The following is a 21,460-nucleotide window of genomic DNA, read 5'->3' as shown; positions in this document are numbered from 1 at the left end:
GACCCTTATGCGCCGAAATTAGCCGGCAACGGTGCCTGCATCCATTTTTGGGAGAAGGTGTTCAGCGTGCCCTCTTTCAGCGCCTGCGCGACCAGCTTGTCCACTTCCGCTTTCAACGCCGGTTCATTTTTCTTCAGGCCGATGTAACAGGGTGAATCTTTGAGCATAAATTTGCTCACCGGCGCTTGCGATGGGTTCTGGCGTGCGATGGCCGCAACCACGACGTTACCGGTCGCCAGATACTGCACCTGCCCGGAAAGATAAGCAGAAATGGTGGTGTTGTTATCTTCATAGCGCTTTAGTTGCGCATCTTTCGGCACCAGGTCGGTCAGGACCATGTCCTCGACGGCACCGCGCGTGACGCCCACCGATTTACCGCTCAGGGCGTTGGCATCGGCAAGCGAGGCGTCTTTGGGGCCAAATACGCCAAGGAAGAACGGCGCATAGGCGCGGCTGAAGTCGATGACCCTTTCGCGCTCCGCGTTTTTACCGAGGCTGGAAATCACCAAATCCACTTTATTGGTCTGCAGGTAAGGAACGCGATTGGCACTGGTCACTGGCACCAGCTCCACTTTCACCTTCATGCCTTTGGCCAGGTATTCCGCCATATCAATGTCGTAACCCTGCGGTTTAAGGTCGGTCGCCACCGAGCCAAACGGCGGAAAATCCTGGGGTACCGCCACACGCAGCACGCCGCGCTTTTGAATATCCTGTAATTGATCGGCGAGCACCGCGCCCATCGAAGAGAACATCAATGCTGCACCCGTTGCGGCCATCATCCACTTTTTCATCGTCATCACCTTATCGCATCATGAAACAAAAGATTCTTTGATTAACAATCTGCAACTAATGTGCCAACGAGAGAAACCGGGGATATGGCGGGCTAACAGTGATGAAACGGCGTTATAGCCTGCAGTGATACAGACGCCTGCACGCCAGCGTGGTGCAGGTGCGCCGTTTTGGTGCGCTCAGATGTCGCAGTAACGCACAAAGCGTTGAAGTGCGCTGGACAGGTGCTTTTGACGGTGATGAATGCGCCAGAGCGTGCGCACCAGACGTGGCAGCGGGATGGGGACTTCCACCAGCGACCCGGCCTCCAGTTGTTCAGCAATCACCCGGCGCGATAAACAGCTGATCCCCAACCCATGGCGCACCGCATGTTTAATGGCTTCGGAATTGCCCAGCTCCATGCCGAGATGAAACTCAGGCAGATGGGAGAGCAGCAGATAATCGACAATCTCCCGGGTACCGGAACCCCGTTCACGCAGGATCCAGGGCGCAGCCGCCAGCCGGGCCAGGGTCACGTCACCCTGCAACAGCGGGGAATCCGGCGGCGCAAACACCACCAGCTCATCTTCCAGCCAGGGTTCAGCGATGATTTCAGCGGTGTGGCATGGGCCTTCTATTAAACCGATATCGACGCGAAAATCCGCCACCGCATTAATAACATCCTGACTGTTGCCGACGCTCATATCCAGCGGCAAGTCCGGCAGGTCGCGGCGATAGCGGGCAATCACCTCCGGCAGAATGTAGTTGCCGATGGTGCTGCTGGCATAAACACGAATCGCCCCGTTGTCTTCACGGAACAGTTGCTCAATTTCGATGGCTTGTTCAAGCAGCGCCAGCGCGCGCGGGTAAAGCAGACGCCCGTGCTCATTCACCACCAGCCGTTTGCCGACACGATCAAAAAGCTGCACCCCAAGCTGCCCCTCAAGATCGGTCAAGGCGGCACTGACCGCCGACTGAGAGAGCGCCAGTCTCTGCGACGCCTGGGTCGTTGACCCGCTTTTCAAAACCTCGGCAAACACTTCCAGTTGCCGGAGTGTGATATGCATATCCTGCTATCCCCTGGTAAGTCGCCCTTACCACTTATAAAGATTGATTATAAATATATAATCAATTTTACCTTTAAACCATCGCGCCGTACTCTTTTCTCCAGAGAAAGGAGAAGGTTATGAGCGAAATCACACAACACCTGAATTTACAGCGTATTAAGGCAGGCATGCTGTTACCTGGTCTGGCACTCAGCGCACTGGTGGCAGGAGTGGCATTGTGGGCGGGCGCCTGGCCGCCACTGGCTCACGCCGGGATGAGTGCGCTGACGCTGGCTATCCTGTTCGGCATCCTGATCGGCAATACCTTGTACCCGCGCCTCACTGAGACCTGCGACGAGGGCGTGCGCTTCGCAAAACACTATTTACTGCGTCTGGGGATTATTCTGTATGGCTTTCGCCTGACGTTTACGCAAATTGCTGACGTGGGTGTGAGCGGCATCGTCATTGACGTACTGACCTTAAGTTCAACGTTTATGCTGGCCTGCTGGCTGGGGCAGAAAGTGTTTGGACTTGATCGTCAGACTAGCTGGCTGATTGGTGCGGGCAGTAGCATCTGCGGGGCGGCGGCCGTTCTGGCGACCGAACCGGTGGTGAAGGCCGAATCGTCGAAAGTGGCGGTCGCCGTCGCAACGGTGGTGATTTACGGCACGCTGGCCATCTTTTTGTATCCGGCCATTTACCCGCTACTGAGCACGCTGTTTAGCCCGGAAACCTACGGTATTTATATGGGGTCGACCATGCATGAAGTGGCGCAGGTGGTGGCTGCCGGTCACGCTATCAGCCCGGAAGCGGAAAACGCGGCGGTCATTGCGAAAATGCTGCGCGTGATGATGCTGGCCCCCTTTCTGATCGTTCTGGCCATGCGGGTAAAAGCGCTGGCCCCGACGAATGCGGCGCAGAAGAGCAAAATCACGATACCCTGGTTCGCCCTGTTTTTTATCGTCGTGGCGATCTTCAACTCTTTCCACCTGCTGCCGCAGGGGGTAGTGAACACGTTGGTCACCCTCGACACGATTGTCCTTGCCATGGCAATGGCCGCATTGGGATTAACCACTCACATTAGTGCGCTCAAACGCGCAGGGGCGAAACCGCTGCTGATGGCGCTGGTGTTATTTGTCTGGCTGATAGTAGGCGGCGGGGCCATAAATCTGCTGGTCCACCATGTGATGGCATAAACCCATACATCTCCCCCCTGTTTACCCGCTATGATAGAGGATTGCTTTCCCCTGGCGGGTTTAACAGGAGTTTTTCATGAAATACATTGGAGCGCACGTCAGCGCCGCTGGCGGCCTCGCAAATGCCGCAATCCGTGCCGCTGAAATTGATGCCACCGCATTTGCCCTGTTCACTAAAAATCAACGTCAGTGGCGGGCCGCCCCGTTGACGGCTGAGGTGATTGATAATTTCAAAGCCGCCTGCGAGAAATACCATTTTCAACCGGGCCAGATCCTGCCGCACGACAGCTACCTGATAAACCTCGGACATCCGGTCCAGGAGGCGCTGGAGAAATCCCGTGACGCATTCCTGGATGAGATGCAGCGCTGCGAACAACTGGGGCTGACGTTGCTGAACTTCCATCCTGGCAGTCATCTGCTGCAAATCAGTGAAGACGCTTGCCTGGCGCGTATTGCCGAGTCCCTCAATATCGCGCTGGATAAAACGCGCGGTGTGACGGCGGTGATTGAAAATACTGCCGGTCAGGGCAGCAACCTCGGTTTTCGCTTTGAACATCTCGCGGCTATCATTGAGGGCGTGGAAGATAAATCCCGCGTCGGCGTCTGTATTGATACCTGTCATGCCTTCGCAGCCGGTTACGATTTACGCAGTGCTGAAACCACAGCTGACGTCTTCGCTGAGTTCGATCGCGTGGTCGGTTTTCAGTATCTGCGAGGGATGCACCTCAATGATGCGAAAAGCCAGTTTGCCAGCCGTGTCGACCGCCACCATAGCCTCGGCGAAGGCAACATCGGTCATGACGCTTTTCGCTGGATCATGCAGGACAACCGTTTCGACGGTATTCCACTGATTCTGGAAACCATTAACCCGGATATCTGGGCAGAAGAAATTGCCTGGCTTAAAGCGCAGCAACATCAAGAGGCAGCCGCGTAAATGAATGAGAGGGAAAAGCAGATACTTAAAATCCTGCGCAGTAACCCGCTGATTCAACAAAATGAAATTGGCGATATTCTGCAAATAAGCCGCTCGCGGGTTGCGGCCCATATCATGGATTTGATGCGCAAGGGGCTGATTAAAGGTAAAGGCTATATTCTTACCGAGCAGGATTACTGCGTTGCCTTTGGCGCGATTAACATGGATATTCGCGGTACCGCTGATATCCATTATCCGCAGTCGGCCTCTAACCCAGGCAGCATTCACTGCTCGGCAGGCGGCGTGGCGCGCAATGTGGCGCACAATCTGGCCCTGCTTGGGCGCGATGTGCATCTGATTTCAGCCGTTGGTGATGACTTCTACGGTGAAACGCTGCTGGAACAAACCCGTGTTGCCGGGGTGAATGTTGAGAGCTGCCTGCGCCTGCACGGGCACAATACCTCGACCTATCTTTCCGTTGCTAACCAGCAGGAAGAGACGGTTCTGGCGATTAACGATACCCATATTTTGCAGCAGTTGACGCCGCAGTTACTCAATAACTCACGGGATTTGGTACTGCATGCGGGCGTCGTGGTGGCGGACTGCAACCTGACGGAAGAGGCGCTGGAGTGGATTTTCACGATGGCCGGTCATCTTCCGGTGTTTGTGGATACGGTTTCTGAGTTTAAAGCGGATAAAATTCGCCCCTGGCTGTCACGTATTCACACCCTGAAGCCGACGCTCAAAGAGCTGCAAATACTCTGGGGGCAGCCTATTCGCCGGGAAGCCGACAAATTCGCGGCGGTAGCCTCCCTGCACGAACAGGGCGTTCAGCGTATTTTTGTCTGCCTCGACGACGATTCGGTCTTTTGCAGTAAACGTGAGGGTGAGCAGCATCTGATTGCGTCACCGGATCATCAGGTCGTTGACCGCTTTGGTGCGGATGATGCGTTTATGGCAGGGCTGGTCTACAGCTTTATGGATGGGGGAGATTTTAAAGAATGCGCCCACTTCGCCATGGCCTGCGCCGCCATTTCCCGCGCCAGCGTCAGCATCAATAACCCGGCTCTGTCTGCTGAAAATGCGCTTTCCCTGCTTCAGGCCTCACTGACCTGAAGCAGGGCCGCCTCTCTTCCATAGTGATGCGGCTACGCTAATCCAATAAAGAACCCGGCAATGGTCGCGCTCATCAGGTTTGAGAGCGTGGCCGCCGCCAGCGCACGCAGGCCAAGCTGGGCGATTTCTGGCGCACGCTGCGGCGCAATGGCCGAAAACGCACCTACCACGACGCCAATCGATCCAAAATTGGCAAAGCCGCAGAGCGCAAATGAGATGATGGCGATGGTCTTCACATCCAGCGTGCCAGCCGCTTGCAGGTATGGTGAAAAGTTGAGATAGGCCACGAATTCGTTAATGGCCAGTTTCTGCCCAATCAGGCTACCGGCAAGGGTCGCATCACTCCAGTCCACCCCCATGATCCACGCAAGCGGTGCCAGCGCGTAACCAAAGATCCCCTCAAGCGAGGCCTGACCATAACCAAACCAGCCACCGATGCCGCCAATAATCCCGTTCAGCATGGCAATGATTGCCACAAAGGCCATGACCACCGTTGCAACACCTGCGGCGATCTTCAGCCCGGTCATGGCGCCGCTGGCCGCCGCTTCGATAATGCTTTTTGGCGGCGTGTCAGTGAAAGAGAGATTTTCGAAGGTGACCTGCGAGTCCTCGGTTGCCGGGCTCAGCATACGCGCAAACAGGATGCCGCCGGGAATCGCCATTAATGAGGCAGCCAGCAGGTAGTCAATCGGCACGCCCATACCGGCATAGCCAATCATCATCGAACCGGCAATGGACGCCATCCCGCTACAGATAGCGGTAAAGAGTTCGTTGCGATTAAGCTTGTTGATGAATGGTTTGACGATCGCCGGGATTTCGTTCTGCCCGAGAAAAATGGTAGTCACCGCGACAAAAGATTCAATCTTACTGATCTTCAATGCTTTCTGGAAAATCCCGCCCAGAATCCGAATCAGCAGTCCCATCACGCCGATGTAATAGAGCAGGCTTATCAGCGCGGTGACGAAAATGATGGCAGGCAGGACACGGAAGGCAAAAATAAAACCTGCACCGTCAAACAGGACATCCATTTTTGGCCCGACCAGCGAACCGAAAATAAAGGCGCTGCCCGCATCGCTGTAGGACATCACCTTATGCACGCCGAGTGCCGCCTGCTCGACCAGCCATTTGCCGGGGGGGAAGTACAGCATGACGCCGCCAATCGCGATTTGCAGCAACAATGCCGCCCCTACCGTTCTTAAGCTGATACGTTTTTTGTTAACGGACAGCAGAAACGCGATGGCCAGTAAGACCACCATCCCCAGAACACTTCTCATTATGTCCATAATGATTTCCCTTCATGCCAGGAAACCCGGCGGATCCGCCAGGTTTTGTTGTGTCTGATAATGTGACGGGCGACCGCTCTCTGCCCGGATCGGTGTTATGCGAGGCGTTGATATTCCTTCGCTATCTCACACGCCAGCACGGCATTGTTGAAGACCAGTTGAATATTGGATTTCAGACTGTCCCCGCCTGTCAGTTCAGCCACGCGGGCCAGCAGGAACGGCGTGCTCGCTTTGCCCACCACGCCCTGGGCGTCGGCTTCCGCCACCGCTCTGTCGATGGCCGCATTGATACTCTCTTCGGTCATCGCGTACTGCTCCGGGATGGGATTGGCGACGACAAGCCCCCCGTTCAGGCCGGTTTGCCATTTCACGGCCATCGCGCGGGCAATCTGTTGAGGGGTATCGAGACGGATGCTCACCTCAAACGGACTGGTGCGACAGAAAAAGGCGGGCAATGACGTGGTCTGATAACCAATTAACGGCACGCCGTAGGTTTCCAGATATTCGGTGGTAAGCCCAAGGTCGAGTATTGATTTCGCACCCGCACAAACCACGGTGACATTGGTATGAGCCAGCTCTTGTAAATCAGCGGAAATATCAAACGTGTGCTCGGCTCCACGATGCACGCCGCCGATACCGCCGGTAGCAAAGACTTTAATTCCGGCAAGGGCAGCAATAATCATTGTAGAGGCGACGGTGGTCGCACCGTTTAATCCCGCCGCAACAATAAAGGGTAAATCGCGACGGCTGACTTTCGCTACGCTGTGGCCCTCACGACCTAATAATTCTATTTCCTCTTTCGATAACCCGACTTTCATCACCCCTTTGATAATGGCGATAGTTGCAGGAACGGCACCATGTTTGCGAATGGTTTCTTCGACCTCTATCGCTGTTTCGGCATTTTGCGGGAATGGCATGCCGTGAGAAATAATGGTGGATTCCAGCGCCACAACGGGCTTGTTATTTTCCAGCGCGTCTTTAACTTCGGCAGATATTTCTAATAATGCAGAGGAAAGTGTTAATTCAGACATTTTGTTTCTCCACTAAAGAAATGACATTTGCAAAAGACAAGTCGGGGTTATTGGTATATTCACAGGCGAGCGCCATTGAGGAACACCCCTGTGCAAAGTGGACCGCATCACTAAATGAAAAGCCGTCTACCCAACAGGCAGCCAGCCCAGCCATCATGGCGTCACCGGCCCCCGTGACGTTAATGACCTGGGTTTTGATGGGTAAAGACCATCCACTCGCCCCTCCCAACTCACTGTAATAAACCCCGTCGCCGCCCATACTCAGCACCAGTCGTTTCAGACCGCGCTCGTGAAACCATTGCGCGACGTTGCCAACATCGTCACGGCCTGCCAGCGTCAGGCCGCTCAGGGTTTCGGCCTCCAGCCGATTCGGTTTCAGGGTATGTATGTGGGGCAGCAGGTCGCGGATTTTTACGCATTTCCACGCAGACACCGGGTCAACAAAAACCGGGGTGTCACCGGCATGAGTGAGCAGCCAGGCCAGCGCGTTCTCACTGACATTACAATCAACGACAATCACCGCGGCATCACGTATGAATTCACTGTGCTTTGCCAGAAATTTTGCCGATATATATTCGCTAATATTCATATCATTGATAGCAACCAGCATTTCACCGGTATTATCCAGCAACGATAAATAGCTCGACGTATTCTCTTCTGGCACCACCAGACACTTACTTACCCGCACCCCTGAACGCCGCGTTTCATTAAGCAGCGACTGACCGTAAAAGTCATCACCCACCGCTGTCAGTAGCCATGACTCTTTTCCTAATAACGCCAGATTATGTGCGATATTACGCCCCACTCCGCCCGGCGTGAATTTTATTCGCCCTGGGTTTGAATCAGCGTAATTTAATACACCATGAGAATACCCGGCCACATCCATATTTGCGGAACCAATGGTAACGATATAATCCTTTTTTTGCATACAACGCCCTCTGGCATAAAAATGCCATATCATTGAGATCGTTAAATTAGTCGAAAGGTTAATTCGCCCTAATTAGAGCACATGTTTACTTGTGAACATGTGTTTAATGTATGCGGGTTTAAGATAAAGTAAAGAGATCCCAAACGGCTCAGGGGAATAGATATGAAGACCATCACAAAATTTGGCCAATTAACGCGCAGGAAGAGAGAAATATAAGAGCGGGTTCAAAATAAAAAAAGGGCCGGTTTCCCGGCCCTCGTCATTCAGAGAGGTGATTATGCGACTTTGGCAACCGCTTCGGTTTCCGGACGTTTCAGGAACGCATAGACCAGACCCGCCAGCAATGTACCTGCCACGATAGCGAAGAGGTAACCCAGAACCGGGGTAATTGCGCCAGGGATAAGCAGAACGAACAGACCACCGTGTGGTGCCATCAGTTTTGCGCCAATCGCCATGGAGATAGCACCGGTCAGCGCGCCCCCTGCGATACAGCAAGGCAGAACGCGCATCGGGTCACGGGCGGCAAACGGAATTGCACCTTCAGAGATGAAGCACAGACCGAGAACCAGTGCGGCTTTGCCCCCTTCCTGCTGCCCTTTATCGAACTTCTTACGCGCAACCATCGTTGCCAGACCCATCGCCAGCGGTGGCACCATGCCTGCGGCCATGATGGCAGCCATCGGCGCATAGGTTTGGGTACTCAGCAAGCCTACGCCAAATGCGTATGCCGCTTTGTTCACCGGGCCACCCATGTCGGTACACATCATGCCGCCGAGAATTGCGCCCAGCAGAACGGCGTTGGCGGTACCCATGCCCTGCAGCCAGGTGGTCAGGCCCGCAAGGATTTTCGCAACCGGCGTACCGATCAGGTAGATCATCGCCAGACCAACGACCAGGCTTGAGACCAATGGAATGATCAGAATAGGCTTCAGTGCTTCCATGCTCGGCGGCAGCTTCAGACCTTTGCTGATGCCCTTCGCCAGGTAGCCTGCGAGGAAGCCCGCGATAATACCGCCAATAAAGCCAGACCCGGTGCTCACTGCCAGCATACCGCCGATGAGACCCGGCGTCAGACCAGGACGGTCGGCAATGGAGAAGGCAATAAAGCCAGCCAGCACCGGCACCATCAGAGCAAAGGCGGAACCGCCGCCGATTTTCATCAATGCCGCAGGCAGTGTGCCTTCGACTTTGAAAGCCTCAATACCAAAGGCAAAGGAGAGCGCGATTAACAGACCGCCAGCGACGACCATCGGCAGCATATAAGAGACGCCGGTCAACAGGTGACGATAAGCCCCTGCGCTCTCTTTCTTGCTCTCACCATTGGCCGCCTGCGCGTTGCCACTCGGCTGGTAAGTTTTCGCTTCCGCCTGGGCTTTGTCCAGTTCCTGCGCCGTTTTCTTCAGCGCCAGGCCAGTCGTGGTGCGGTACATCGGTTTACCCGCGAATTTCGCCAGATCCACTTCGATGTCTGCGGCCACAATCACCAGGTCAGCCTGGGCGACTTCTTCCGGGGTGATGGCATTGCCTGCGCCCACGGAGCCACGGGTTTCTACTTTCACCCACCAGCCGCGTTTTTTCGCTTCGGTTTCAATGGCTTCAGCAGCCATAAAGGTGTGTGCGACGCCCGTCGGGCACGCGGTCACAGCTACGATACGTTTTGGACCGTTGTCGACAGTAGTCGGTGCCGTAGCCGGTGCCGTGTAGAGAGAAGCGTGGTTCTTGGCTTCGCTCAAGAACAGCTCCGGATGCGCCACGGCGCGATTGACATCGCCGAGCCAGACTTTTTTACCCGTCAGTGCTGCGTCAGCGGGTACGCGCGAGCCCAGAACGATCGCCAGCTCCGCTTCGTCAGGGTTGTCGATAAACTGCAAATTCGCTTGTTGTGCTGCCGCGCCTAACAGGCTTTTTGCCATATATGCGCGAGCTTGACCGAGTTCAGAATCAATTATCAGCAGCGTTTTCATTATGCTCTCCTGCTGTTAGTGAAAGGGTTTTAAGTCAACACGCGCCATCATCGCGGCTAACTGGGTACGATCGGTAATACCAACGTTGCTCTGGCTTACTGCCAGGGCTGCAACCGCAGTTGCCAGGCGCAACGTATGTTCACTGGACTCTCGCATCAACAGACCATAGATCAGACCGCCAACCATCGAATCCCCTGCGCCAACGGTGCTTACCACTTCCATTGACGGCGGTTTGGCGATCCATTCGCCTGAAGCGTTAACCCACAACGCCCCTTCCGCGCCCAGTGAAATAACCACATGGGCAATGCCTTGCTCACGAAGCGCATGCGCCGCTTCGATAACATCCTGCAGATCCGGTAATTTACGTCCCGCCCAGATTTCAAGTTCACGGCGGTTCGGTTTCACCAGCCACGGCGCGGCTTTAAGGCCTGCGACCAGCGCGTCACGGCTGCTGTCAAAAATAATGCACGGGCACTGGCTACGCAGACGGGTCATCCAGTCGGTGAAGGCTTCCGGGCTCACGCCTGACGGTAAACTGCCGCTCACGCAGACCATGTCAAACTGCCCCAACCAGGTCAGGGAATCAGCCACAAAGCGTTCCCAGTCGGCCGGCGTCACTTCAAAGCCAGAGAAGTTAAAGTCGGTCACTTCGCTGTCTTTTTCCGTCAGTTTCACGTTGATACGCGTACGGCCCTGCACCACCTGGAAGCGGTTAGCAATGCCCAGTTCGCTGAACAACTGCTGGAAACCGTCCTGGTTGTCTTTACCGAGGAAACCGCCCACGGTAACGTCAATGCCTAAGTCTTTCAGCACCTTGGCTACGTTGATGCCTTTACCAGCAGCATGCAGGCCCGTGGTGCGAACCAGGTTCACTTCACCGCGTTCGATTTCCGGGGTATAACCGACAAGGTCATAGGCCGGGTTAAGGGTAATGGTGGCAACACGTCTGCTCATTACGCGCCCTCCCCAAGACCGGCAGCGATGGCATCACCAATCGCTTTCAGCGCAGCTTCAGCATCTTCACCTTGCGCAGTGAAACGCAGGCGATGGCCCTTCTTGACGCCCAGCGCCACGACTTTCATCAGGCTGCGACCGTTGGCAGGTTTGCCGGAACCGTCAAGGTTGGTCACGGTCACGTCGCTGTTGAACTGTTTAATGGTGTTGACCAGCATGGTGCCGGGACGAGCATGTAAACCGTGCTCGTTACGCACTACAAATTCAGCGGTCAGCAGGTCTTCACCGATGGCATCGTCGCTGGTCAGCAGGGCCAGCAAGGTGGCAGCGTCAGCGGTATGCAGTCGGTCAGCTTTTTTCGCCAGCAGCAGGTCGCTCAGGCGTTTCAGTACCGCAATCGGCTGGTCATCAGCCATCGCAACGCTTACCAGCAGCGCCACGGATTCACCGTCGGCGGTGAACGGCGTTGCCGCACGGCTGACTGCAATCGCGCTCTGCACGTTGCCTTGCGCGCTGTCGTTCAGCCAGATGCCCTGCCCCAGATTCAGCGGCTGCTCGTTGATAGAGCGTGCAACATAGATGGCATCCACCGCGCCCGCTTCTTTCAGGCGAGCGGCGTTCAACGCCTGTAGCGTCACCAGGCTGCTGGCGGCTACGTCGAGGGACAGCGTGTCGTTATCCAGTTTCAACGTGGCGCTCTGTTGCTCGCCCATCAGCAGGGCACGCAGCTCTTCAGCGGTGGTGGCTGACTGCAGCTGTGCGGCTACGGAATCATCGCTCAGGACGTGGGTCAGCTGACGCAGCAGGCCCAGGTGTTCATCGGAGCTGGCGGCGATGCCGATAGCTACATAGGCGACCTGGCCTTCTCCCCACAGAATGCCCTGCGGAAACTGGATGACTTTCACACCGGTCTTCAGCACCTGGTCACGGGTATCCGTGGTGCCGTGTGGAATAGCAATACCATTGCCAAGGAAAGTCGAGGTCTGTTGCTCGCGTGCCAGCATGCCATCAACATAGCCACCGGCTACATTGCCTGCTTCGGTCAGCGCGGCAGCAATCTGGCGAATCGCCTCTTCTTTGTTCCCGGCCTGCTGGCCCGGATGAATGTCCTGAACGGATAACTGGAACATATGAATCCTCTCCTGCTGAACTGAATCGTTTCAGCTAACTTGAGAAATAAGGCGCCATCCTGAAGGGTGATGAAAACAAGATGACGCTGAAACGTTTCACGAAGTCTTGACCTTAATGCTTCAGCAATCAAGAAAAGTCGCAAATTCGATTACGAAATTTCGATCTACAGCACATTTCGCACCCTGAGGTAAATTTTTTGCTGAAGCTGGCTGACCTGATTCACGCAATCTGTTCAGCAAACGTCAGCTTTATGCTGACGTTGAAATCATGTTTTAACCTTTTGGCCCTGAACCAGGGTGACAGAGAGGATGAAATAAAAAAATACCTGTCCGTTTTTCGGTTGTGAGCTCAGGGCGTTATTTATATTGTCATGGCCTCTCCCCAATGAGGCACAACACCATGAACTTCAGCCATTTACATACTCAACCCACGCCATTACTGATTGCCAACGTCTGGGATGTTAGCAGCGCCAGGGCTGCCCAACGTGCGGGCTTTACGGCAATCGGCACCTCCAGCGCGGCCATTGCTGACATGTACGGTTATGAAGACGGAGAGGGGCTCTCTTTTGCTGAATTACGCTATCTGGTGCAACGGCTGCGGGCCTGTTGCCCTCTTCCGCTGACCGTTGACATGGAGTACGGCTACGGCAGCACTGCCGAAGAAATAACAGACAATGTGCTTACGATGGCTGAACATGGCGTCGTCGGGATCAACCTGGAGGACAGTCTGGTTCAGCATGGAAGACGCACGCTGCGGGATGCGAACGAATTTGCTCTCTTGTTACATGCCTGCCGTCAGCAACTCGACCATAATCATCTCCCCCTGTTCATTAATGCCCGTACAGATAGCTTTTTACTGGGCCTTGAGAATGCGCGCGAAGAGACACTTGCCAGAGGAATGCTGTACGCCGCGCACGGTGCTGACGGTCTGTTTGTCCCCTGCATTACGCAGCCGGACGATATTTCCGCGGTTGTCGACGCCGTACCGCTGCCGCTGAACGTCATGTGCATGCCTGCCCTTCACGGCTTCAGTACGCTCACATCTCTGGGCGTTAAACGCATCTCAATGGGTAATTTTATTCATCAACAATGCCAGGCATCGTCGCAAAGGCTGTTTTCCTCTATTCTGGCAAACCAATCCTTTAAGGCGGTATTTGCCCATGCTGATGAATGACGACGCGGTTTGTAATACCTGGTACCAGGCACTTATTGCACGCGCTTCAGACTATGCGGGGATCTTTTTCGTGGGGGTCAAAACGACCGGCGTATTTTGCATCGCCACCTGTCGTGCGCGTAAGCCCAAGCGGGAAAATGTGCTGTTTTATTCCGATATGAAGTCAGCCATTGATGCAGGTTTTCGCCCCTGCAAGGTGTGCCGCCCAACGGAAAATGCCTGCACTGCACCGCCGGATGTTGAAAGGGCGCTGGCCTTACTGCGTGACAACCCACAAACAAAAATCAGCGATGAGGTCCTGCGTGAGCATCAGATAAGCCCCGAAGCGCTGCGTCGATGGTTTCGCAAGCATCATGGTATGACGTTTCAGGCATACCAGCGCATGCTACGGGTCAATGAAGCCATGCAGTCGTTGAAATCGGGTCGTAACGCGACGCAAACCGCTTTCGACAGTGGCTACGACTCCCTCAGTGGCTTTGGCTACACCTTCATAAAGCTGACCGGTGCGCCACCCACCGATTTAGCGAGCGTGATCCTGATCCAGCGTTTCACTACACCGCTGGGGCCGATGTTTGTCTGCGCGACCGATAAAGGCATCTGCCTGCTGGAATTTACCGACCGAAAAATGCTGGAAACCGAGTTCGGCGACCTTCAGCGACTCTGCAAGGCCAGGATCCTTGCCGGGGAGAATGCCCACACCCGGCAGGCCATCAAAGAGATCGACGAGTATTTTCTTGGCACGCGTAGGCATTTTACCGTGCCGCTGGATACCCCAGGCTCTCTCTTTCAGCACGCTGTCTGGCAGGCGCTACTGGAAGTGGAATGTGGTGTCACCGGGCATTACGCGATGCTGGCCGGGAAAATGGGGCGCCCCAATGCCGTACGCGCCGTGGCGAACGCAACGGGCGCGAATCGCATCGCCATTATCATCCCCTGTCACCGAATCATTGGAAAAGATGGCACATTGACCGGATATGGCGGCGGTGTGGCACGCAAAAAATGGCTGCTTGAACACGAAGGAAAGATGCGACAGCCGTCAGCACTCGCTAAGGGGCCGTCTCTTCCTCAAGGGTGATAAGAAAAGTTATGGCGTCATCCCGATGGTTAAAACACATCTCACGGCTGGGCTGGAGACCGGAACAGACCTTAGGGCGCAGCGGCGAGGTAAAAATTTTGCATTTAAAGTCGTCTGCCAGCTGGACGCAGCGGGTATTAGCAGGCTTGCCCTGCGGCATCCCGGGGATCGGGCTTGATATAGAGGGGGCAATACAACAGGCCCCGCAATCCGGGCGGCATTCCATAATGACAACTCTTCAGTAGACTGGCCGCCACGCTAACATCTTTCATCACTGGACCCTAAAGAATTCGCGTTACGGATAGCAGACAGAGGCAAGCAAACATCGCCCGTGCCTCTGCGATCCGAAGTATGACGGGTATAAACGCAAAACTCAGCGATTCCGCTTGCCTGCGAAGGTCCTCGCGAGTAATTTGTCGCGATATTTTCTCTATTTTAAATTCACAGGATTTACGCGATGCCAAGAGCGAATGAGATCAAAAAAGGTATGGTGCTGAATTACAACGGCAAACTGCTGATTGTAAAAGATATTGATATTCAGGCACCGAGCGCCCGTGGTGCTGCGACGCTGTACAAAATGCGTTTTGCCGATGTCCGCACCGGGCTGAAAGTGGAAGAGCGTTTTAAAGGCGATGATATTGTTGATACCGTGACCCTGACCCGTCGTTATGTCGATTTCTCCTACATCGATGGCAACGAATACGTGTTCATGGACAAAGAAGATTACACCCCGTACATCTTCACCAAAGATCAAATTGAAGAAGAGCTGCAGTTTATTCCGGAAGGCGGCATGCCGGACATGCAGGTTCTGACCTGGGACGGCCAGCTGCTGGCGCTGGAGTTGCCGCAGACGGTTGACCTGGAAATCGTTGAAACGGCACCGGGCATCAAAGGCGCTTCAGCCAGTGCGCGTAACAAACCTGCGACCCTGACCACCGGCCTGGTGGTACAGGTGCCGGAGTACTTGTCCGCTGGTGAAAAGATTCGCATCCATATCGAAGAAAAACGGTATATGGGTCGCGCTGACTGATCGTGCACTGTTTGTGCCGGGAGGCGGCTTCGCCTTACCCGGCCTACAGAAACACACATAAAAAAACCGGCTCATTGGCCGGTTTTTTTGTAGGCCCGGTAAGCGCAGCGCCACCAGGCAAGGTCATTACAGAAGTTCAGGATATTTGGTCATCTTCAGCGCCAGCTCCACGCCGCGCACTTCCGCCATCCCTTTCAGTCGCCCAATGGCCGAATAACCCGGGTTGGTTTTCTTGTGCAGGTCGTCCAGCATCTGATGACCATGATCGGGACGGAACGGAATTGGCCGCAGGTCGCCGGCTTTTTTACGACGTTGCTCTTCACGCAGGATTGCATCAACCACCGCGACCATGTTGACGTCACCGCCAAGGTGCGCAGCCTCGTGGAAGGTCTTCGGATTCGCTTCACGGCAGGTGGAACGTAAGTGCGTAAAGTGGATGCGGTCGCCAAAGGTATTGACCATCAACACCAGGTCATTATCGGCGCGAACACCATAAGAGCCGGTACACATCGTGAAACCGTTATTGATGCTGTCTACCGCCTCTTTCAGCCACTGCATATCTTCCAGCGTGGAGACAATGCGCGGCAGGCCCAGAATCGGACGCGGCGGATCGTCAGGATGAACCGCGAGACGCAAGCCGCAGGCTTCTGCAACCGGAACAATGGCACGCAGGAAATAAGCCATGTTTTCACGCAGCTGCGCTTTATCAATGCCATCGTACTCCGCAAGGCGTGCGTGGAATTGCTCCAGGGTGTAGCCCTCTTCCGCACCCGGCAAACCAGCAATGATATTGCGCGTCAGCTTGTCGATTTCTGCGGCACTCATTGCTTCAAAATAAGCCTGCGCCTGCTGTTGCTCTTCTTCGCTGTAATCCGCTTGCGCGCCTTCGCGCTTCAGGATGTACATTTCAAAGGCGGCAAAAGCAATCTGATCGAAACGCAGCGCTTTCGACCCGTCCGGTAGCTGATATTCGAGATCGGTACGGGTCCAGTCCAGAATAGGCATGAAGTTGTAGCAAACGGTGTCGATGCCACATTCAGCCAGGTTACGAATGCTTTGCTGATAGTTCGCAATCCAGGTGTCATATTGACCCGAATGGGTTTTGATCTCTTCATGGACAGGGATACTTTCTACTACCGACCAGACCAGCCCTTTTTCGGCCAACAGCGCCTGGCGTTTTTTAATCTCCTCGACCGGCCAGACCTGACCGTTGGGAATGTGATGAAGGGCGGTGACAACGCCGGTTGCGCCCGCCTGCCGTACATCATCTAAAGACACCGGATCGTTCGGTCCGTACCAACGCCAGGTTTGTTCCATCGCCTCACCCTCAAAAGTTGTTATACCAATACAGAAACACTGATGACGACTACCATACATGTTTCCGTTACCGGGTCCAACCCCGCGCCCAGCAATGATTGATCCAGCTCACATTCCCCGGATATTTAAGGCACACCAATTTAATTTGCTGTCATATAACTTTACACTGCATATTGTTAATAATTGGTTAATCAGGTGTCATTTATGCAGACCATTGCCTCCGCTACGCTCCCCGATTCGGTAAAGCGTCCCCAGTACGATCGTCGGTCCTTACGTTCTCGTATTGTTCATTTCGGTTTTGGCGCTTTTCATCGCGCCCATCAGGCGCTGTTGACCGACAGAGTACTGAACGCCCAGGGCGGAGACTGGGGTATTTGCGAAATCAGCCTGTTTAGCGGCGACCAGCTGATGACACAATTGCGCGAGCAGGATCATCTTTACACCGTGCTGGAAAAAGGGGCTGCCGGTAATGAGGCCATAATTATTGGTGTGGTAAATGAATGCCTGAATGCGAAGCTGGATTCTCTGGCGGCTATCATTGAAAAGTTCTGCGAACCGCAGGTGGCGATTGTGTCGCTGACGATTACCGAAAAAGGCTATTGCATCGATCCGGCCACCGGCAAACTGGATCTGCTTCAGCCACGTATCGCCCATGACCTGGAGAATCCTGCCGAGCCCCATTCCGCACCAGGGATTCTGGTTGAAGCCTTATCGCGCCGTCGCGATCGTGGGCTGCCGCCCTTCACCGTCCTCTCCTGCGATAACATTCCGGACAATGGTCATGTGGTAAAACATGCGGTACTCGGTATGGCGCAAACACGATCCGCAGAGCTGGCCGACTGGATTAATCAGCAGGTGAGCTTCCCTTCCACGATGGTGGACCGCATTGTTCCTGCCGCCACTGACGAATCGCTGGCTGAAATAACATCGGTGCTGGGCGTTGCCGATCCGGTGGCCATTAGCTGCGAACCTTATATCCAGTGGGTTATAGAAGATGATTTTGTTGCCGGACGCCCGGAATGGGAAATCGCTGGCGTTCAGCTGGTGGAGGATGTGCGCCCGTGGGAAGAGATGAAATTGCGTATGCTGAATGGCAGCCACTCTTTCCTTGCCTACCTGGGTTATCTGGCAGGCTTCGCCCATATTGCGGATTGTATGCAGAATGATGATTATCGTGCGGCGGCACGCCAGCTGATGCTGGGTGAACAGGCAGCGACACTAAGCATCAGCGGCGTTGATCTTGAGGCCTATGCCGAGAGCCTGCTCGAAAGGTTTGCCAATCCGGCACTGAAACACCGCACCTGGCAAATTGCGATGGATGGCAGCCAAAAACTTCCCCAGCGCATGCTGGAAAGTATTCGTATTCATCTTCAGCGCGGCAGCGACTGGTCATTGCTGGCGCTCGGCGTGGCGGGCTGGATGCGTTATGTCAGCGGCACTGATGATGCCGGGAACACCATTGATGTGCGCGACCCGCTGGCGGATAAAATCCGTGCCATCGTCGACACCAGTAGCGAACAGGAGCGCGTAGTCGCCTTATTGACCCTGAGCGAAATCTTCGGTTCAGACCTTCCTGCCGAGCCAGCGTTTGTAAACGCTGTCCAGTCAGCCTGGGAACAACTGGTGCAAAAAGGTGCGCGAGCTGCGGTACACAATCTGCTTACGCGTTAACTTTTTTTGCCCTTAAAGGGAGTGGAGGGACCTTTCTCTACTCCCTCCCTTCTCTTTTCTGCACTTTTTCGCCAGGATTACTGCATAAACGATTGTGCGTAATCATGGAGTGCATGTGACCAGGACCAACCTTATTACCGGCTTTCTTGGTAGCGGTAAAACCACCTCTATTCTGCATTTGCTGGCAAATAAACCCGAGCATGAAAAATGGGCCGTACTGGTCAATGAATTTGGCGAAGTCGGTATCGACGGGGCGCTGTTGTCTGACAGCGGTGCGTTGCTCAAAGAGATCCCCGGTGGATGCATGTGCTGCGTGAATGGATTGCCGATGCAGGTAGGGCTCAATACGCTCCTGCGTCAGGGTAAACCAGACCGCTTGCTGATAGAACCGACCGGGCTCGGCCATCCGAAACAGATCCTCGATATGCTTACCGCCCCGGTTTATGAACCCTGGATCGATCTGCGGGCAACATTATGTCTGCTTGACCCCCGTCAGCTGTTGGATGAAAAAGCCCTCAATAACGAGAATTTTCGCGATCAGTTAGCCGCCGCCGACATTATCGTGGCCAATAAACAGGATCGCGCCGTTGAGGAGAGCATTGAGGCTTTTGAGCAGTGGTGGCAATTGTATGGCGGTGACCGCCAGCGCATCGACGCCCGCCAGGGTAATATTCCGGTTGAACTTCTGGACGCGCCGCGCCGCAACAGGCGACCGCTGCCCGAAAGTGCTGCGCATCATCATTCTGCAAGCGAAAGAAAGGGGCTGGCTGCATTAAGCCTGCCGGAGCACCAGCGCTGGCGTCGCAGTCTCAATAGCGGTCAGGGCCATCAGGCGTGCGGCTGGATTTTTGATGCGGAAACCCGCTTTGACACCATCGGCCTGATGGAGTGGGCGCGGTTGGCACCGGTTGATCGTGTTAAAGGGGTGATGCGTATTCCCGAAGGATTAGTGCGCCTTAATCGTCAGGGGCAGGATTTTCATATCGAAACGCAAAATGTTGCGCCACCGGATAGTCGAATCGAGCTTATTACTGCGTCTGACGCCGACTGGAATGCACTTCAGTCCAGTCTGTTGAAGCTTCGTTTAGATTAAGGGGTCTACTGTTTTGCCCCTGTTTGTTAAGAATGGCTAATGATGAAAACTCGCATACCGCAAATATTACTCCTGAATGCCGCAGGTTTGGCGCTGTTCCTCTCCTGGTATCTGCCGGTAAATCACGGTGCATGGTTTCCCATTGACGCCTCTATTTTCCATTTCTTTAATCAGGGGCTGGTAGAAAGTCGCGCCTTTTTGTGGCTGGTAGCACTGACCAATAACCGTGCTTTTGACGCCTGTTCACTGCTGGCCATGGGCTGCCTGATGCTGAGATTCTGGATGCAGGAAGATCGCCAGGGCCGTCGCCGCATTCTTATTATTGGGCTGACCATGCTGCTGTTTGCAGTGGTATTAAATCAACTGGCGCAACTGCTTATTCCCGTCAAACGCGCAAGCCCGACGCTATTCTTTACGGATATCCATCGCGTCAGTGAATTACTGCATTTCCCAACCAAAGATGCGTCTAAAGACAGTTTCCCGGGCGATCATGGAATGATGCTGCTTATTTTTGCTTCAATCATGCTGCGTTATTTTGGCAAGAAAGCGTTCGCAATAGCGCTGATAATATTTGTAGTTTTCGCCTTCCCTCGGGTGATGATTGGTGCGCACTGGTTTACCGATATTGCCGTGGGCTCCCTTTCAGTCGCGCTGATTGGCCTGCCCTGGTGCCTGATGACGCCATTGAGCGATAAAATAATCGCCGCATTTGCGCGTTATTTACCGGGAAAATAAACAAGCAATATACATTTTATTAACATTTATACCCTGTCACTATCAGGGATCCTTTTTGATCCCTGATACACATTTTCAGTAACCTTCCCCACGCCGTCATTTTCCTGTCACAATTTTCATGATGAAAATGAGCCGGTTGCGCTGTTTTTAACCTAAATTGATTACTCTTTGTCCATTTCTGGAAATTAACTTTTTGTATCATTATTTCTTATAAAAAAACCCTGAAAAGCGCTCGCAATGCTAAGGGTGATAGGGTACTCTCGGTCTGCCTCGTTGAAAAAGAGCGATATTCTCATTGCGAAAAAATTTGTGCGGTCTACCACAGATTTGACCATCAAGAATTGTCTCATTGAATCCAGGTAATTACTCTCGCTGCGTTGGCATTTTTTATAACGAATTTTTCGTTAAGGACTTCAAGGGAAAATAATTAACATGGTCAAATCTCAGCCGATTTTGAGATATATCTTGCGGGCGATTCCCGCGATTGCAGTAGCCGTTTTGTTGTCAGCGTGTTCCTCGAACACAGCGAAAAATATGCATCCTGAGACGCATGCTGTGGGTGAAGATCCTTCTTCACTGCAAGCCTCTCAGGATGAATTTGAAAGTATGGTTCGTAACCTGGATGTCAAATCCCGCATTATGGATCAGTATGCAAGCTGGAAAGGCGTGCGTTATCGTTTAGGTGGTGACACCAAAAAAGGTATCGATTGTTCCGGCTTTGTGCAGCGTACTTTCCGCGAGCAGTTTGGTTTAGAATTGCCACGTTCAACTTATGAACAACAGGAAATGGGTCGCTCCGTTTCACGCACCAGTCTGCGAACCGGTGATTTAGTGTTGTTCAAAGCAGGTTCTACCGGTCGCCATGTAGGCATCTATCTGGGTAATAACCAGTTTGTGCATGCCTCCACCAGCAGTGGTGTGGTGATTTCCAGCATGGATGAGCCATACTGGAAGAAGCGCTATAATGAAGCGCGTCGTGTCCTGAGCCGCAGCTAATCTCTGTTACGCCGGTTATTCCCTTGGCTGGCGCAATAGC

The 21,460-nt window shown here is 54.0% G+C and carries 19 protein-coding genes and 1 pseudogene; 10 read left to right on the top strand and 10 right to left on the bottom strand.

Translation table 11 applies throughout. The features are described from left to right. Positions 1–5: 5 nt before the first annotated feature. Complete coding sequence (locus tag ACUY4Q_RS08075) at positions 6–791, bottom strand: transporter substrate-binding domain-containing protein (RefSeq protein ID WP_458046527.1); 786 nt, start codon at positions 789–791, stop codon at positions 6–8. Positions 792–968: 177 nt separating this feature from the next. After that, entirely contained in the window at positions 969–1,835 is an 867-nt protein-coding gene (gene yieE / locus ACUY4Q_RS08070) for a DNA-binding transcriptional regulator YeiE (RefSeq protein ID WP_458046526.1), read from the bottom strand. Between the two features lie 167 nt (positions 1,836–2,002). On the opposite strand from yieE, the gene ACUY4Q_RS08065 reads away from it, so the two are divergent. From ACUY4Q_RS08065 to ACUY4Q_RS08055, 3 genes are all read left to right on the top strand, one after another. Beyond that, entirely contained in the window at positions 2,003–3,010 is a 1,008-nt protein-coding gene (locus ACUY4Q_RS08065; RefSeq protein ID WP_458047288.1) for a YeiH family putative sulfate export transporter, read from the top strand. A gap of 76 nt (positions 3,011–3,086) precedes the next feature. Beyond that, positions 3,087–3,944: a deoxyribonuclease IV gene (nfo, locus tag ACUY4Q_RS08060; RefSeq protein ID WP_458046525.1), complete on the top strand. Its 858-nt coding sequence runs from the start codon at positions 3,087–3,089 to the stop codon at positions 3,942–3,944. Then, the gene (locus ACUY4Q_RS08055; RefSeq protein ID WP_458046524.1) at positions 3,945–5,039 is read left to right on the top strand and encodes a sugar kinase; all 1,095 of its coding nucleotides are present in this window, start codon (positions 3,945–3,947) and stop codon (positions 5,037–5,039) included. Positions 5,040–5,071: 32 nt separating this feature from the next. Here the strand turns inward: ACUY4Q_RS08055 and ACUY4Q_RS08050 are convergent, their stop codons facing one another. The 6 genes and pseudogenes from ACUY4Q_RS08050 to fruB form a co-directional block, all read right to left on the bottom strand. Beyond that, positions 5,072–6,322 (bottom strand): NupC/NupG family nucleoside CNT transporter, encoded by a 1,251-nt coding sequence (locus tag ACUY4Q_RS08050; protein WP_458046523.1) that lies wholly within the window; start codon positions 6,320–6,322, stop codon positions 5,072–5,074. Between the two features lie 95 nt (positions 6,323–6,417). Continuing rightward, the gene (locus ACUY4Q_RS08045; protein WP_458046522.1) at positions 6,418–7,353 is read right to left on the bottom strand and encodes a pseudouridine-5'-phosphate glycosidase; all 936 of its coding nucleotides are present in this window, start codon (positions 7,351–7,353) and stop codon (positions 6,418–6,420) included. Then, positions 7,341–8,281: pseudogene (locus ACUY4Q_RS08040) on the bottom strand (pseudouridine kinase). The gene ACUY4Q_RS08045 and the pseudogene ACUY4Q_RS08040 overlap by 13 nt, the downstream one beginning before the upstream one ends. Positions 8,282–8,556: 275 nt before the next feature. Beyond that, positions 8,557–10,245, bottom strand: coding sequence for a PTS fructose transporter subunit IIBC (fruA, locus tag ACUY4Q_RS08035; protein WP_458046521.1), 1,689 nt, complete (start codon positions 10,243–10,245; stop codon positions 8,557–8,559). A 15-nt stretch (positions 10,246–10,260) separates the two neighbouring features. Further along, a complete protein-coding gene (gene fruK, locus ACUY4Q_RS08030; protein WP_458046520.1) occupies positions 10,261–11,199 on the bottom strand; it encodes a 1-phosphofructokinase in 939 nt (312 codons plus the stop codon). Then, positions 11,199–12,329, bottom strand: coding sequence for a fused PTS fructose transporter subunit IIA/HPr protein (gene fruB / locus ACUY4Q_RS08025; RefSeq protein WP_458046519.1), 1,131 nt, complete (start codon positions 12,327–12,329; stop codon positions 11,199–11,201). The genes fruK and fruB overlap by 1 nt, the downstream gene beginning before the upstream one ends. A gap of 400 nt (positions 12,330–12,729) precedes the next feature. Between fruB and ACUY4Q_RS08020 the strand changes: the two genes are divergently transcribed. Together ACUY4Q_RS08020 and ACUY4Q_RS08015 are read left to right on the top strand one after the other, a co-directional pair. Further along, the gene (locus ACUY4Q_RS08020) at positions 12,730–13,503 is read left to right on the top strand and encodes an isocitrate lyase/PEP mutase family protein (protein WP_458046518.1); all 774 of its coding nucleotides are present in this window, start codon (positions 12,730–12,732) and stop codon (positions 13,501–13,503) included. After that, complete coding sequence (locus tag ACUY4Q_RS08015; protein WP_458046517.1) at positions 13,490–14,578, top strand: bifunctional transcriptional activator/DNA repair enzyme AdaA; 1,089 nt, start codon at positions 13,490–13,492, stop codon at positions 14,576–14,578. The genes ACUY4Q_RS08020 and ACUY4Q_RS08015 overlap by 14 nt, the downstream gene beginning before the upstream one ends. Here ACUY4Q_RS08015 and ACUY4Q_RS08010 read toward each other — a convergent pair. Beyond that, positions 14,550–14,804, bottom strand: coding sequence for a YkgJ family cysteine cluster protein (locus ACUY4Q_RS08010; RefSeq protein ID WP_458046516.1), 255 nt, complete (start codon positions 14,802–14,804; stop codon positions 14,550–14,552). The genes ACUY4Q_RS08015 and ACUY4Q_RS08010 overlap by 29 nt on opposite strands. Positions 14,805–15,035: 231 nt before the next feature. On the opposite strand from ACUY4Q_RS08010, the gene yeiP reads away from it, so the two are divergent. Further along, positions 15,036–15,608, top strand: coding sequence for an elongation factor P-like protein YeiP (gene yeiP, locus ACUY4Q_RS08005; protein ID WP_458046515.1), 573 nt, complete (start codon positions 15,036–15,038; stop codon positions 15,606–15,608). A gap of 126 nt (positions 15,609–15,734) precedes the next feature. Here the strand turns inward: yeiP and uxuA are convergent, their stop codons facing one another. Further along, a complete protein-coding gene (gene uxuA, locus ACUY4Q_RS08000; protein ID WP_458046514.1) occupies positions 15,735–16,925 on the bottom strand; it encodes a mannonate dehydratase in 1,191 nt (396 codons plus the stop codon). Between the two features lie 204 nt (positions 16,926–17,129). Here uxuA and ACUY4Q_RS07995 point away from each other — a divergent pair, with 204 nt between their 5' ends. The 4 genes from ACUY4Q_RS07995 (at position 17,130) to mepS (ending at position 21,420) form a co-directional block, all read left to right on the top strand. Continuing rightward, complete coding sequence (locus ACUY4Q_RS07995; RefSeq protein WP_458046513.1) at positions 17,130–18,596, top strand: mannitol dehydrogenase family protein; 1,467 nt, start codon at positions 17,130–17,132, stop codon at positions 18,594–18,596. A 115-nt stretch (positions 18,597–18,711) separates the two neighbouring features. Next, positions 18,712–19,689 (top strand): CobW family GTP-binding protein, encoded by a 978-nt coding sequence (locus ACUY4Q_RS07990; protein ID WP_458046512.1) that lies wholly within the window; start codon positions 18,712–18,714, stop codon positions 19,687–19,689. A gap of 42 nt (positions 19,690–19,731) precedes the next feature. Next, positions 19,732–20,424, top strand: a complete 693-nt coding sequence (locus tag ACUY4Q_RS07985) for a phosphatase PAP2 family protein (RefSeq protein ID WP_458047287.1) — start codon at positions 19,732–19,734, stop codon at positions 20,422–20,424. Positions 20,425–20,856: 432 nt separating this feature from the next. Next, positions 20,857–21,420, top strand: coding sequence for a bifunctional murein DD-endopeptidase/murein LD-carboxypeptidase (gene mepS / locus ACUY4Q_RS07980; RefSeq protein WP_458046511.1), 564 nt, complete (start codon positions 20,857–20,859; stop codon positions 21,418–21,420). The last annotated feature ends 40 nt before the right edge of the window (positions 21,421–21,460 follow it).

The organism is Phytobacter cepae (genome assembly GCF_054165735.1).
This window is presented reverse-complemented; position numbering and strand designations above follow the sequence as displayed.